The following is a 13,878-nucleotide window of genomic DNA, read 5'->3' as shown; positions in this document are numbered from 1 at the left end:
ATGTCCGCCACGACTTTCTGGCGGCGTTCCGACTGGACCCCGCCGGCAGGACGCTTCCTGCTTGCGATAGGCGCGTGGCTTGCCTTCCTGGCCTGGATCAGGCCCCTGACCCTGCCCGATGAAGGGCGCTATGCAGGCGTGGCCTGGGACATGCTGCGCAGCGGCTCGCATGCGGTGCCCTTGCTGGACGGCATGCCGTACTTCCACAAGCCGCCGCTCTATTACTGGCTGACCGAGCTGTCCTTCTCGGTGTTTGGCGTGCATCCCTGGGCGGCGCGGGTGCCTTCCTGGCTGGCCGCGTGGGGCGCCGTGGCGGCCCTGTATTGCTTCGTGCGGCGCTACCGAGATACCGAGACCGCCGCATTGACGGTGCTGGTCCTCGCCACCATGCCGTTCTTCTATGGCGGCGCGCAGTTCGCAAATCTGGACATGCTGGTTGCCGGCCTGATCACGCTATGCGTGCTGGCCGCCGTGGACACGGCGCTGCGCGTCGAGCGCGGGCAGGCATGGCGCGCGATGGCGGTGGCGGCCGGCGTGCTGGCGGCGTTGGCGGTCTTGGCCAAGGGCTTGATCGGCCTGGCGCTGCCGGGCGCGATCCTGCTGGTCTGGCTGCTGTGGGAGCGGCGCTGGCGCGGCCTGGCCGCGCTGTGCTGGCCGCCCGCGCTGCTGGCGTTCATCGCCGTGGCGGCGCCGTGGTTCTTGCTGATGCAGCTGCGCTATCCCGGTTTTTACGACTACTTCTTCGTCTATCAGCATTTCCAGCGTTTCGCGGCCAGCGGCTTCAACAATGCGCAGCCGTTCTGGTTTTATCTGCCGGTGATTGTCGGGCTCAGCCTGCCCTGGTCGCTGTGGGGCGGCGGCATATTGCGCCAGGCGTTCTGGGTGGGCCCTACGCGCAGCCTGCGGCGCCTGGCTTTGGTGTGGTTTGCCGTCGTGCTCGTGTTTTTTTCGCTGCCGCAGTCCAAGCTCGTGGGCTATGTCCTGCCGGCGCTGGCGCCGCTGGCTTTTCTGCTGGCTGAAGTGATCCAGGGGGCCAGGCGCGCCGATGCCGAGGGTGCAACTCGCCTGGTGCGCCTGAGCGCGGTCCTGGCGGCGGGCATCTGCGTCATCGCGGTGGGCATTGCGGCGAACAACGCGCGCGGCAGCGCGGAGCCGCTGGCCAGGGTGGTGCGGGAACAGGCGCGGCCGGACGATACGTTCGTCTCGCTGCACACCTATCCCTTCGATCTGGCGCTCTACGCAAGGGCGGCGCGTCCTGCGTGGGTGGTGGACGACTGGCGCAACCCGGAGGTCCCCGTGCGCGACAACTGGCGCAAGGAGTTGTACGACGCCGCCCAGTTCGATCCCGAGACGGGCGGAGAGGTATTGCTCAGTCCCGCGGAGTTCACCGCGCGCCTGTGCCAGGCGGAGCAAGGCGCGCGTTTCTGGGTGTGGGGCACTGCGGCCGACAACCCCACCTATCCGCCGCTGCAGGGGCTGGCGCCGGTGGTGAGCAGCGTGAAGTACGTGATGTGGCGCGTCGACGTGGACGCGGCGTTCAGGCAGCGGGTTTGTGGCGGAATGCCCAGAACCGGCTGACGATGAAAGTCGCCACGGCAAGCCCGAGCAGGATCAGCGCCAGCAGGATGTCGTAGCGGATGGCAGTGTTGTGCAGTAACCAGGCGTAGGTGGCTTCGTTGATGAGAAAGCCTGCGGCTGACACAAAGAAGAAACGGCGCGCTGCTACCGTCCAGGGAGTTTTGGAATGTCGGAATGTAAGCCGGTAATGGCCGGCGAAGGACACTGCGAAGGCGATCAGCCAGCCCACGAGGTTGGCGGCCAGGGGCGGCAGGCGGAAGAGTTCGACGCAACCCACGGCGACAGCCCAATGGGTGGCTGCGGCCGCGCATCCGACAGCAATGAAAGTGCTTACTTGTTGCAGCAGGGCGCGCATGAAAGCCGTGAAGATAAGGAAGTCAGAGGTATAGCGATGAGCAAACGTATCGTTGTCTGCGGGGACGATTTTGGCATGAATGCCGACATCGATGAAGGCATGATTGCGCTGGCCGGCATGGGCCGCCTGAGCGCGGTCAGCTGCCTCGCGCTGGGCCCTTCGTTTGCGGTCAATGCGAGGCGGCTGGCGCCGCTGAACGTGGATATCGGCCTGCATGTGAACTTCACCGAATCGCTCATGCCCGGCGCCGAGCCCATGCCGACGCTGAGCCGGCTGATCCTCAATGCCTACACGGGCAGGCTGGACGGAGAGTGGATCGAGGCGCAGCTGGAGCGTCAGTTCGACGCCTTCGAGGCCGCGTTCGGCCGCGCGCCCGACTATGTCGACGGTCACCAGCACGTGCATCAACTGCCCGGCATTCGCGAGCGCCTGCTGCAACTGCTCAAGCGCCGTTACGGCGCCCGTATGCCATGGCTGCGCCAGACGGCGCCGGGCATGCAGTTCGGCATTCCCATGAAGGAGGCCATCAAGGCGCGTGTCATCGGCGCGCTGGGCGCCGCGGCGTTGGCGCGCCAAGCGCGCCAGGATGGCATGCGCACCAACCGCCGGCTGCTGGGCGTCTATGGTTTCGCAGGCGGCAAGCGCCGCTATGCGGATCTGCTGCAGAACTGGCTGTTCAATGCGCGCGACTGCGACCTGCTCATGTGCCATCCGGCCATGGGCAACCAGGACGGCTGCGCCATGTCACGCCAGCGCCGCGCGGAATTCGACGTGCTGGCCAGCCCCAAGCTGGGCGACTGGCTCAACGCCAACGGGGTGCATATCTCGCGCTTGCCGGCCACGGCGCGCTGATAGGCTGCAAGGTCGTTGCGGCGCGGGCTGGCTCTAGCCGCCCGTCAGGCTCTGCAGCAGCCAGGCGCCCGCAGGTCCCAGCGCGCGCCGCCGTGACCAGACCGCATCGACGCGGATGTGGCGCGGCCAGCCCGGCGACTTCAACTCCACCAGCTGATCCTGGCCGAAGCGCTGGATCATCCAGCGCGGCAGCTCGGTCCAGCCGAATCCGCGGCTGGCCATTTCCAGCAGCATCAGATAGCCGGGCGCCGACCAGGTCGCATAGGCAGGCTCGGCGTCTTTGTCGCCCAGCTCGTAAGTGCTCAGGCGTAGCGCGCGTTCGGACTTCAGCTGGTCTTGCGTGACCTGCGGCAGCTGGGCCAGCGGATGCCCGCGGCCCACGCACAGGACGATCTCAGACAGCTCCGCCAGCGTCGCGTGCGCCACGTCGGGCGGGTAGCTGTCCTGGGCGGCCATCAGTCCCAGGTGCGCGCGGCCCTGCTGCACCAGCGCCACCACGTCCTCGTATTCCGCGATCAGGCATTCGAAGCGCAGCGCCGGATAACGCCGGTCGATCTGGCTGAGCATGGTGTCGAAGGTCTCGGACTGGAATGTGTCGGACAGCACCACCGTCAGCCGGGGCTCCAGGCCCTCGGCCAGCTGGCTGGCGCTGCGGTTCAGCCGATCGTTGGCAGCCAGCACTTGCAGGGCCTGGCCCAGCAGGACCTGGCCGGCTTCGGTTAGCGCGGGCTGGCGCTGGCTGCGGTCGAACAATGTCACGTTCAGGTCCACTTCCAGGTTGGCGATGGTTTCACTGACCGTGGACTGGCTTTTCCCGAGCTTGCGGGCGGCAGCCGAAAACGTGCCTTCGGAGGCGACCTGGGCGAACGCCGCCAGGGATTCCAGGGAGTGGCGCATGGGTGGGATGTCCGATGTTATCGGTTTTTCCGATGAAAACTATCTTTATGGTAACGGAAATATCGTCGAGAATCCCTGCCACTGAGTATCAACCGACCGCAGGTGGGTCATGACGCAAGCCAAGAAATCCATTAAAGAACGTTTCCTCCACGCCTTTCTGTTCGAAATCATCGCCATCGGCCTGTGCGCCCCGGCGGCCGCCTGGGCCATGGGCAAGTCCCTGTTCGAAATGGGCGTGCTGACGGCAGTGATCGCCTGGATCGCGCTGGTCTGGAACATGATCTACAACGCCGGCTTTGACCGCATCGAGAACCGCATGGGCTGGACCCGCACGCTGCGGCTGCGCGTGGTGCATGCCTTCGGCTTCGAGCTGGGCCTGATCCTGATCGTGATCCCGCTGGCGGCCTGGTGGCTAGACATCAGCCTGTGGCAGGCCTTTGTGCTGGATATCGCGCTGGTGCTGTTCTATCTGCCCTACGCCTTCCTCTACAACCTGGCCTATGACCGCTCGCGGCCACGGGTCCTGCAGTGGCTGGCCCGCCGCAAAGGGCAGGCCGCGCCGGCCGTCACGCGTCAATCACCTTGCGCGTGAACATCTCCAGGTAGTCCATCAGCGAGTCCGCGCCCTTGATGGCCGCGGACTCGTTGCCGGTGGCGATGCCCTCGGCCATCAGCATGTGGCGGCGAGCGCCCTCGGCGATGTCGCCCTCGTGCTGGTAGGCGTACCAGAAGCGGCGGCACTGGATGATCAAAGGGGCCACCGCATTCACGGCCGAGGCGTTGCGGCAGGCCTGGTGGCAGACGTGGTCCAGCATCTGGTCGGCATGCATGTAGTTGTCGAGATTGCCGCCTTCCGCCGCCTGGATCATCTGCGCCGCGCAATCCACGATCTGGCTGCGCTGCGCCGGGGTGGCGCGGCGCGCGGCGCTGGCCGCGATCAGCTGCTCCAGCGCCCGGCGGGTCTGGATCAGGTCCATGTGGTCTGCCAGCTGGATCATGGACACGCGCAGGCCGCGCCGCGGTTCCTGGCGTATCAGCCCGGCGGCCACCATGCGCAGCAGCGCCTCGCGCAGCGGCGTGCGTCCCAGGCCGGTCATTTCCACCAGATCCGCTTCCACGACCGCGCTGCCCGGCTGTAATTGCAGCGTGGCGATCATGCTTTCGATCTGGTCGTAGGCGACATCGGCGGCGCGCCGTTTGGATTCTGCTGCTGCCATCAACTGTTGTTTTCCTTCGTTTTGCGCCACTGCGTGTAGGCCAGCCATTCGCCGACGAATCCGCGCCGGAAGAACGACACGCACAACACGAAAATCAGTCCGATGACGATGGTGACGATGTCGCCCAGGGTGGCAAGATAGTTCTGCAAGCTGACGACCAGCGTCGCGCCCACCACCGGCCCCCATACCGTGCCGATGCCGCCCAGGAGCGTCATCAGCAGCACCTCGGTGGAGGTGGCGAGCGAAACGTCGTTCAATGCAACCAGCTGGAGCACCAGCGCCTTCAGCGAACCGGCCAGGCCGGCCACCGAGGCCGACAGCACGAAGGCCAGCAGCTTGCACCGGTCTGTATCGTAACCTAGCGATATGGCGCGCGGCGCGTTGTCCCGGATGGTCTTGAGCACCTGGCCGAAGGGCGAATGGATCACCCGGTAGACGAACAGAAAGCCCAGCACGAAGACCCCAAGCGTGAAGTAATACATGTTGGCGTCCACGCTCAGGTCCACCAGGCCCAGGAACTTTCCGCGCGGGATGCCCTGCATGCCGTCCTCACCGCGCGTCCAGCCCACCTGCACCGCCATGAAGTACGCCACCTGCGACAGCGCCAGCGTGATCATCGCGAAATAGATGCCGGTGCGCCGGATCGCCAGCCAGCCGATGGCCCAGCCGATGGCCGCGGCCATGGCCACGCCGCAAGCGATGGCGATTTCGGGCGGCAGGCCGCGGGCGCCGAACAGGATCATCATTTCGCCGGCCGCGTAGCCGGCCCAGCCGAAGAAGGCGGCATGGCCGAACGACACCAGGCCGGTAAAACCGGTCAGCAGGTTGAAGGCCAGCGCGAACAGCGCAAAGCACAGCACCTTCATGACGAACACGGGATAGACGATCTGCGGGAAAAGCGGCACCAGCAGGGCCGGCACCAGCAGCAGCGCCAGGATGCGGATCGAGGAGGGTATGCGCTGCACCTTATTTCTCCTTGCCGAACAGGCCGGCGGGGCGCGTCAGCAGAACGATCGCCATGACGATGAAGACGACCACCGTCGAGGCTTCGGGATAGAACACCTTGGTCAGCCCTTCCAGCAGGCCCAGCGTCAGCCCGGTGACGATGGCGCCCATGATGGAGCCCAGCCCGCCGATCACGACCACGGCGAACACGATGTTCAACAGGTTCGAGCCCATCAGCGGGTTGATCTGCATGACGGGCGCGGCCAGCACCCCGGCCACGCCGGCCAGCGCCACGCCGAAGCCGTAGGTCAGGGTGATCATCACTGGCACGTTCACGCCGAAAGCCTGCAGCAGCCTGGGGTTCTCGGTGCCGGCGCGCAGCATGGCGCCCAGGCGGGTGCGTTCGAACAGATACCAGGTGGCCAGGCACAGCACCAGGGACGCCACCACCACGAACGCGCGATAGGCCGGCAGGAACATGAAGCCCAGGTCGAAGCCACCCTGCAGAACCTCGGGCGGCTCATAGCCCACCCCTGAAATGCCGTAGAAGTAGCGAAAGCCGCCTTCCATCATCAGCGCGATGCCGAAGGTCAGCAAGAGGCCGTACAGGTGGTCCAGGTGGTACAGGCGCTTGAGCAGCGTCTTCTCGATCACGACCCCCACCAGCCCCACCAGCAGGGGAGCCAGGATCAGCGCGGCCCAGAAGTTGATCTGCACGCCCGGCCCAAGCAACTGCGGCAGCTGGGTGAAGCCGATCCAGGCCAGGAACGCCGCCATCATGAACTGGGCGCCGTGCGTGAAATTGACGATGTTGAGCAAGCCGAAGATGATGGCCAGCCCCATGCTGAGGATGGCGTAGAAGCAGCCGTTGATCAGACCCACCAGCAGTTGGGCGAGCAAGGCGGAAAGCGAGATGTCGAACATGGTAGGCGGCGGGCGGAAAGGTGTCGCGTCGATTTCCGGGAAGCGCGCGGCGGTGCGCCGCGGCCATGGCAGCCGGCGCCGCACGCTGTGCGTGCGGCGCGTGGCGGCATCAGGTCTTGTTCAACGAGCACGCGGCCTGGGGCTTGGGGAACACGTCCTCGCCCTTGAGCACCGACTTCACGTTGTAGTAGTCCCACGGCGCCTTGGACTCCTTGGGCGTCTTGACCTGCAGCAGCAGCATGTCGTGCACCAGCGCGCCGTCGGCGCGCAGCTTGCCGTTGCGGATCACGGCGTCGTTGATGGTCATTTCGCGCAGCTTGGCCATCACGGCGGGTGCGTCGTCGGTGCCGGCGGCTTCGATCGCCTTCAGGTACGACAGCGTGGCCGAATACACGCCGGCCTGCGAGGCGGTCGGCATCTTCTTGGCCTTTTCAAAGAACTTCTGGGCCCAGGCGCGCGAAGCGTCGTCATAGTCCCAATAGAAGGCTTCGGTCAGGTACATGCCCTGCGCCTTGGCCAGGCCCATGCTGTGCACATCCGAGATGTAGGTGAGCAGCGGCGCCACGATCTGCTTCTTGTTGATGCCGAACTCGTTGGCCTGCTTGACCGCGTTGACCGTGTCGTTGCCGGCGTTGGCCAGCGCGATCACGTCGGCCTTGGAGGCCTGCGCCTTCAGCAGGAACGAAGAGAAGTCGTTGCCGGGAAAGGGATGGCGCGACACGCCCACCACATTGCCGCCGTTCTCCTGGATGACTTCGGTGCCGTCCTTTTCGAGCGAGTGGCCGAAGGTGTAGTCGGCGGTGATGAAGTACCAGCTCTTCTTGCCTTCCTTGACCAGCGCGCGCGCGGTGCCAGCGGCCAGGGCGTAGGTGTTGGTGGTCCATTGGGCGTTCAACGGCGAGCACTTTTCGCCCAGGATCGCGGTGGACAGGCCCGCCGACGGCATGGTCACGCGGTTCTTCTGCTTGGCGATTTCCATCACCGCCAGCGCGGTGGACGCGGTGGGGAAGTCGGTGATCATGTCGACCTTGCCCTGGTCGAACCATTCGCGGGCCAGGTTGGCCGCGACGTCGGGCTTGTTCTGGTGGTCGGCGGAAACCACTTCCACCGGCTTGCCCAGCACCTTGTTGCCCATTTCCTCGGCGGCCATGCGGGCCGCGATCACGGAGCCGTTGCCGGCCAGGTCGGAATAGACGCCGGACAGGTCGGTCAGGACGCCGATCTTGACCACGTCATCGCTGACCTTGGTCTGGGCCTGGGCGGCGCCGATCATGCCGATGGCGAACAGCGCTGCTGAGATTCGATTCAATTTCATCTGACTACGCTCCGTGTAGGAAGGGGACTGCGGTCGGAAGGAATGCGTCTGGAAAACTCAAATGCCGAGCAGGGCGTTCAGCCTGTCCTGCGATTGCTGGACTTCGGCGCGGTCTATCACCGCCACCACCTGGCCGTGCTCGATGACGTAATGGCGGTCGGCCAGGTGCTGGGCAAAACGGAAGTTCTGCTCGACCAGCACGGTGGTGTAGCCGCGCTCTTTCAATTGCCGGATCACGCGGCCCAGGGACTGCACGATGACGGGGGCCAGGCCTTCCGTGATTTCATCCAGCAATAGCAGGCGGGCGCCGGTGCGCAGGATGCGCGCCATCGCCAGCATCTGCTGTTCGCCGCCCGACAGGCGCGTGCCGGGGCTGTGCGCGCGTTCTTTCAGGTTGGGGAACATGTCGTAGATCTCTGCCACCGACATGCCGTCCGGCCCTACCGAGGGCAGCAGCATGAGGTTTTCCTCGGCGGTCAAGGATGCATAGATGCCACGCTCTTCAGGGCAATAGCCGATGCCGCGGCGCGCGATCTTATGGGGCGGCAGGCCGACGGTCTCCTGGCCCTGGATCCTGATCGAGCCGCTGCGCCGGCCCACCAGGCCCAGGATGGACTTCAGCGTGGAGCTGCGGCCCGCGCCGTTCCTGCCCAGCAGGGTCACGCATTCGCCGGGCTTCACGTCCAGATCGATGCCGTGCAGGATGTGCGATTCGCCGTACCAGGCGTGCAGGTTGCGGATCTCCAGCATGCTGGAGGCTGCGGCGGCTTCATTCATCTTCGGCTCCCATGTAGGCTTCGCGCACCGCCGGGTTTTCCGATACGGTCGCGTAGGGGCCTTCGGCCAGGATCTCGCCCCGCTGCAGCACGGTGATGGTGTCGGAGATGTCCGCCACCACTTTCATGTTGTGTTCGACCATGAGGATGGTGCGGCCCGCGCTGACCTGCTTGATCAGATGCTTGACCCGGTCCACGTCCTCGTGGCCCATGCCTTGCGTCGGTTCGTCCAGCAGCAGCAGCTCGGGTTCGAGCGCCAGGGTGGTCGCGATTTCCAGCGTGCGCTTGCGGCCATAGGGCAGGTCGCCCGCGGCCACGTCCAGGTGCGTGCGCAGGCCGACCTGATCCAGCAGTTCCTCGACGCGGTGGTGCAGGCTTTCCAGCGTGCGTTCCGACCGCCAGAAGCAATAGTCCACGCCCAGCTTGCGCTGCAGGGCCACGCGCACGTTCTCGCGCACCGACAGCTGCGGAAAGACGGCGGAAATCTGGAACGAGCGCACGATGCCGCGGCGCGCGGTCTGCGCGGGGCGTTCCTGCGTGATGTCCACGCCGTCGTACAGGATCTCGCCGCGCGTCGGGATGTGGAACTTGGTCAGCAGATTGAAGAAGGTGGTCTTGCCCGCGCCGTTGGGGCCGATGAGCGCGTGGATGGCGCCGCGGCGCACGCTCATGTCGACGTTGTTGACGGCCACGAAGCCGCGGAATTCCTTGCTCAGGCCCCGTGTCTGAAGAATGATGTCGCTTTGCATGATGTCCGTTGGGCTTGCTGGGGACAGGCCCTGGCGCGTCGCGGTCCCGCCACGCGCCAGGAGGTTCGTGCTTCTTCCGGAGCCCGGCCTTACTTCGACTGGTACTGCGCGGGGCGCTTGGCCAGAGAGGCCTGGATGATGGCGGCGCAGCGTTCGCGTTCGGCGCCGGCCAGCGGCAGGCGCGGGCGGCGCACGTGCTCATTGCCCACGCCGGCCAGGGTCTCGGCCAGCTTGATGTTCTGCACCAGCTTGGTCGAGACATCCAGGTGCAACAGCGGCGTGAACCACTGGTACAGCGCCAGCGCTTCCTGCCACTTGCCGGCCTTCATCAGGTCGTACAGGGCCACGGTTTCGCGCGGGAAGGCGGTGACCAGCCCGGCGAGCAGGCCGTCCGCGCCCAGCGCCAGCGCCTCGAACGACAGGTCGTCCACGCCGATGAACAGCTGATAGCGCGTGCCTAGCGCGTTGCGCAGGTCGGTCAGGCGGCGCACGTCGTCGCTGCTTTCCTTGATGGCGACCAGCCACTTGCAGTCGGCCAGTTCGGCCATGTGCTCGGGCTTGAGATCCACGCGGTACGCGACCGGGTTGTTGTAGATCATGCAGGGCTTCTGCGCGGCCTCGGCCATCGTGCGGATGCTCTGCATCGCTTCGCGCGAGTCCGCCACGTAGATCAGCGAGGGCATCAGCATGAAGCCGTCCACGCCCAGTTCCACGGCGGCCTTGATGAAGCGCAGCGCTTCGCGGGTACTGGTCTCGGACACGTTGGCCAGGACCGGAATGCGGCCGGCGCTGACTTCCACCGCGCAGCGCGTCACTTCCAGCTTTTCTTCCAGGGTCAGGGTGCTGGCTTCGCCCAGCGAACCGCAGGTGACCAGGCCGTGTACGCCGTTGTCGATCAGGAAGCCGAAGTGCTTGCGCATCGCCTCGAAGTCGAGGGTCTCGTCGGCATGGAACTTACTCGTTACGGCAGGGAAGACGCCCTGCCAATGCACGTTACTCAACTGGCTTCTCCTCAAGATGCCGTCGCTTCAATGGCGGAGCGGCGAGCAGGTGCAAAGTCTAATATCTGATAAATATATTTAGAAGATATTTTGATTCGGGGATTTCCCGGGGCGGGTCAACCCGGGGGGATTTCCCAAGAGGGCATTGCTTTCGGCGTGGGGCCAGCGCGGCGCGTGTCTTTCCGCGGGGCGGGTCACGAAAGGGAAGCGCGCTAAGGAGGCGTGGGCAGGCAGTCCGAGCCTGCCGCGTCGACGCGGAGGGCTGTCAGCCTGCCTTGCGCGGATACGCGCGGCTCGCGTCCTGCATGAAAGTCTTCACCGCGGTTTCATACTGCGCGCCGCTGCGGAAGGCGCCGGAATGCGAGGCGCCTTCGATCTTGACCAGGCGCTTGAGCTCGGGCGCGACGTTGCTGGCGGCGGCGTAGAGCTCGTCGCTCATGGTGTGCGGCACCACGCGGTCGGCGGTGCCGTGCATGAACAGCATGGGCGTGTGCATGCGCGCAAGCTTTTCCACCGAGGCGAACGGCTGCGTGACCAGCAGGCTGGCGCCGGGCACCTTGCCCCAGCGCAGCGTGGCAAGCATCGCGCCGATGCTGGTGAAGCTGGATTCCACGATCAGGCCGGCGAACGCCGGTTGTTCGGGGCGCGCGGCCAGGTCGATCGCGATCGCGCCGCCCAGGCTGTGGCCGTAGATGAAACGGCGCGCCGGATCGGGCTGGATGCGGGCCAGCTCCTTCAACCCGGCCATTGCGTCTTCCAGCGCGCTTTCCTCGGACGGCAGGCGCGGGGTCGAGGCGCCGAAGCCGCGGTAGTCGATAGCCAGCACGGAATAGCCCATGCGCGTCCAGCCGTCGATGCGGAAGGCGCTGCCGTTCAGGTTCCAGCGTGCGCCATGCAGGTACAGCACGGTGGGCGCGCCGGCTTGGGGACTTTGCCAGTACCAGGCGCGCACCTTGTCGCCGCCGGCCAGCGTCAGGTCGTAAACCTGGGTGCCGGCGGCGGGCTCGCGCCACCATGTTTGCGGTTCGGACTGGGGGGAGAAAATGGTCTGCCGCTGCCAGGAATCGAGCTGGGTGCAGCCGACGACGCTGGCGCCGGCCAAGAGGGCAACGGCGAACAGGCGGCGGGGAGAGAGGCGGGGGAAGGCTGGCATGGATTATCTGACCCGGGCGAGGCGGCTGGGTTCCGGCATCAGCATACTTCGGGATGGACTTCGCGGGTCAGGGCCAGCCAGGCCTGGGCGGCATGCGACAGGTAACCGCCGCGCCGCCACACCTGCACCATCTCCCAGTCCGTGCCGGCATCGCGCAGCGGCACCCGCGCCACGCCGGCGTGCAGCTCTTCGCGGGCCTTCAGGCGCGGCAGGAAGGCCACCCCCAGGCCGGCCGCCACCAGCGCCGCGATGAAATCGATCTGGCCGCTGCGCGCGGCAACGGCAGGGGCGAAGCCGGCGCGCTGGCAGGCATCGTGGATGATGCGGTTCAGGGCGAAGCCCGTCTCGAACAGAATGAAAGGCGTGTCCCGCAAGTCGCTCAGCCCGACGGTTTCAGCATGCGCCTTGGGGTGGTCGGCCGGCATCAGCGCCACCAGCGGCTCGCGCGCCACGGGCTGCCATTCGAAGATGTCGGGCACCGGTTTGAGCGAGGCGGCCAGTTCGATCTCGCCGGCCATCACCATTTCCTCCAGCCGGCGGCTGCCGTGTTCCACCAGACTGATTTCAATCTGCGGATAGCGGCTGCGAAAGCGCGCAAACATGGGTGCGAACAGCGTGCTGCTGCCCAGCGGCGGCAGGCCCAGGCGCAGCACGCCGCGCTTGAGCCCCTTCAGTTCGTCCAGCTCGGCGTGCAGATCGTCGCGCTGCGCCAGCATGGCGACGGCTCGGCGGTAGACGATTTCGCCGGCGGCGGTCAGCCGCGGCGGCTGGGCGTGGCGGTCCAGCAACGGCATGCCCAGTTCGTCTTCCAGTTGCCGCACGGCTTTGCTCACGGTGGGCTGGGTCGCGAAGATGGTCTTGGCGGCCTGGGAGAAACCGCCCTGGCGGACCACTTCGACCAAGGCGCGCAGGGGACGCAGTTCCATATTTATGCCTTATTGGAATGGCCTGAATTCAACGAATTCATTTTATCTATGGGCGGCGCGGGCGTAAAACATCTGCTTGCCGCAGGAACTTCGTCTCATGTCTCGCCCACGCCTCGCCATTCTTCTACGCAGCAAGCTGCGCCGCAGCCGCGTGCTGCAAATCTGCCTGCTGGTCCTCTTCTCCCTGCTGGGTCAGGCGTTGGCTCAGTTGCTGGGGCTACCCGTGCCGGGCGGCGTCATCGGCATGGCGCTGGTGCTGTTGCTGCTGGCCACGCGCCGCCTGCGGGTGCGCAACGTGCATCGCGGCGCCAGCTGGCTGCTGGGCGAGATGCTGCTGTTCTTCGTGCCGGCCGTCATGTCGCTGCTGGACCACCGCGAATTTCTGGGCGTGCTGGGCCTGAAGCTGCTGGCCGTCATCCTGCTGGGCACGGCCCTGGTGATGACGGGCACGGCCTTGACCATCGATCTCTGCTACCGCTGGATGAACCGCCATGCCAGCTGATTTCAACTTGTTGTTCTGGCCCGCCGCGACGGTGCTGGCCTATGTCTGCGCGCGCCTGTTCTACCGGCGCTACGCCTACTGGTGCACGTCGACCCTGGTGGTGGCGCCCGCGCTGTTGCTGGCGCTTGCGCTTGCGCTGCACACCGGCTACCGGGACTACATGGCGGGGTCGCACTGGCTGATGGCGATGCTGGGGCCGGTCATCGTCGCCTTCGCGCTGCCCTTGTACGAACAGCGCGCGCTGATCCGCCGTTACTGGCCCGTGCTGGTGGCGGGCGTGGCGGTGGGCAGCCTGATCGCAGGCGCCAGCGCCTGGATGCTGGGCAGCTTGCTGGGCCTGTCGCCGGACCTGCGCCTGAGCCTGCTGCCGCGTTCGGTGGCCACGCCGTTCGCGGTGGCCGTGTCGTCGCACGTGGGCGGCGTGCCGGACCTGACCGCCGTCTTCGTGATCGTTACGGGCGTGTTCGGCGCGGCCATGGGCCAGTTGATGCGGCGCTGGCTGCCGCTGCGCTCGGCGCTGGCGCGCGGCGCGCTGTTCGGCATGGGCGCGCATGGCGCCGGAACGGCCAAGGCCCGCGAGCTGGCGGCCGATGAGGGCGCCGTCGCGGGCCTGGTGATGGTGATGGCGGGCCTGTTCAATGTGCTGGTCACGCCCGCCGTGGTTGTGGGACTGCTGGCCTGAGGGCCG

At 66.3% G+C, this 13,878-nt stretch carries 16 protein-coding genes; 5 read left to right on the top strand and 11 right to left on the bottom strand.

What is annotated here, in order from left to right; translation table 11 throughout:
• Positions 1–1,578: a glycosyltransferase family 39 protein gene (locus IB257_RS28860; protein WP_175181736.1), complete on the top strand. Its 1,578-nt coding sequence runs from the start codon at positions 1–3 to the stop codon at positions 1,576–1,578.
• Here IB257_RS28860 and IB257_RS28855 read toward each other — a convergent pair.
• Complete coding sequence (locus IB257_RS28855; protein WP_082401333.1) at positions 1,538–1,933, bottom strand: GtrA family protein; 396 nt, start codon at positions 1,931–1,933, stop codon at positions 1,538–1,540. The genes IB257_RS28860 and IB257_RS28855 overlap by 41 nt on opposite strands.
• 36 nt (positions 1,934–1,969) lie before the next feature.
• Here IB257_RS28855 and IB257_RS28850 point away from each other — a divergent pair, with 36 nt between their 5' ends.
• Complete coding sequence (locus tag IB257_RS28850) at positions 1,970–2,785, top strand: ChbG/HpnK family deacetylase (RefSeq protein ID WP_054458462.1); 816 nt, start codon at positions 1,970–1,972, stop codon at positions 2,783–2,785.
• A gap of 33 nt (positions 2,786–2,818) precedes the next feature.
• On the opposite strand, the gene IB257_RS28845 is transcribed toward IB257_RS28850, so the two are convergent.
• Entirely contained in the window at positions 2,819–3,682 is an 864-nt protein-coding gene (locus IB257_RS28845; RefSeq protein ID WP_119450683.1) for a LysR family transcriptional regulator, read from the bottom strand.
• Between the two features lie 109 nt (positions 3,683–3,791).
• Between IB257_RS28845 and IB257_RS28840 the strand changes: the two genes are divergently transcribed.
• A complete protein-coding gene (locus tag IB257_RS28840) occupies positions 3,792–4,274 on the top strand; it encodes a multidrug/biocide efflux PACE transporter (protein ID WP_054458466.1) in 483 nt (160 codons plus the stop codon).
• Here the strand turns inward: IB257_RS28840 and IB257_RS28835 are convergent.
• From IB257_RS28835 to IB257_RS28795, 9 genes are all read right to left on the bottom strand, one after another.
• Positions 4,249–4,899, bottom strand: coding sequence for a GntR family transcriptional regulator (locus tag IB257_RS28835; RefSeq protein ID WP_054458468.1), 651 nt, complete (start codon positions 4,897–4,899; stop codon positions 4,249–4,251). The two genes, IB257_RS28840 and IB257_RS28835, sit on opposite strands and share 26 nt — an antisense overlap.
• On the bottom strand, positions 4,899–5,864 hold the full coding sequence (locus tag IB257_RS28830; RefSeq protein ID WP_125472389.1) for a branched-chain amino acid ABC transporter permease: 966 nt from the start codon (positions 5,862–5,864) through the stop codon (positions 4,899–4,901). The genes IB257_RS28835 and IB257_RS28830 overlap by 1 nt, the downstream gene beginning before the upstream one ends.
• A 1-nt stretch (position 5,865) precedes the next feature.
• Positions 5,866–6,768 (bottom strand): branched-chain amino acid ABC transporter permease, encoded by a 903-nt coding sequence (locus IB257_RS28825; RefSeq protein ID WP_054458471.1) that lies wholly within the window; start codon positions 6,766–6,768, stop codon positions 5,866–5,868.
• A gap of 109 nt (positions 6,769–6,877) precedes the next feature.
• On the bottom strand, positions 6,878–8,083 hold the full coding sequence (locus tag IB257_RS28820; RefSeq protein WP_054458472.1) for an ABC transporter substrate-binding protein: 1,206 nt from the start codon (positions 8,081–8,083) through the stop codon (positions 6,878–6,880).
• Between the two features lie 57 nt (positions 8,084–8,140).
• Positions 8,141–8,860: an ABC transporter ATP-binding protein gene (locus IB257_RS28815; RefSeq protein ID WP_054458474.1), complete on the bottom strand. Its 720-nt coding sequence runs from the start codon at positions 8,858–8,860 to the stop codon at positions 8,141–8,143.
• On the bottom strand, positions 8,853–9,608 hold the full coding sequence (locus IB257_RS28810; protein ID WP_082401334.1) for an ABC transporter ATP-binding protein: 756 nt from the start codon (positions 9,606–9,608) through the stop codon (positions 8,853–8,855). Before IB257_RS28810 ends, IB257_RS28815 begins: the two co-directional genes overlap by 8 nt.
• Before the next feature lie 89 nt (positions 9,609–9,697).
• A complete protein-coding gene (locus tag IB257_RS28805) occupies positions 9,698–10,609 on the bottom strand; it encodes a dihydrodipicolinate synthase family protein (protein WP_175161276.1) in 912 nt (303 codons plus the stop codon).
• 265 nt (positions 10,610–10,874) lie between these two features.
• Positions 10,875–11,762, bottom strand: coding sequence for an alpha/beta hydrolase (locus tag IB257_RS28800; RefSeq protein ID WP_119450679.1), 888 nt, complete (start codon positions 11,760–11,762; stop codon positions 10,875–10,877).
• Positions 11,763–11,800: 38 nt separating this feature from the next.
• The gene (locus IB257_RS28795) at positions 11,801–12,688 is read right to left on the bottom strand and encodes a LysR family transcriptional regulator (RefSeq protein ID WP_054458482.1); all 888 of its coding nucleotides are present in this window, start codon (positions 12,686–12,688) and stop codon (positions 11,801–11,803) included.
• A gap of 97 nt (positions 12,689–12,785) precedes the next feature.
• On the opposite strand from IB257_RS28795, the gene IB257_RS28790 reads away from it, so the two are divergent.
• Both IB257_RS28790 and IB257_RS28785 read left to right on the top strand, forming a co-directional pair.
• A complete protein-coding gene (locus IB257_RS28790) occupies positions 12,786–13,190 on the top strand; it encodes a CidA/LrgA family protein (RefSeq protein ID WP_054458484.1) in 405 nt (134 codons plus the stop codon).
• On the top strand, positions 13,180–13,872 hold the full coding sequence (locus tag IB257_RS28785) for an LrgB family protein (protein WP_054458486.1): 693 nt from the start codon (positions 13,180–13,182) through the stop codon (positions 13,870–13,872). Before IB257_RS28790 ends, IB257_RS28785 begins: the two co-directional genes overlap by 11 nt.
• The last annotated feature ends 6 nt before the right edge of the window (positions 13,873–13,878 follow it).

The sequence above is a fragment of the Achromobacter sp. ACM03 genome, from assembly GCF_014851665.1.
Taxonomy (GTDB): domain Bacteria; phylum Pseudomonadota; class Gammaproteobacteria; order Burkholderiales; family Burkholderiaceae_B; genus Achromobacter; species Achromobacter aegrifaciens.
This window is presented reverse-complemented; position numbering and strand designations above follow the sequence as displayed.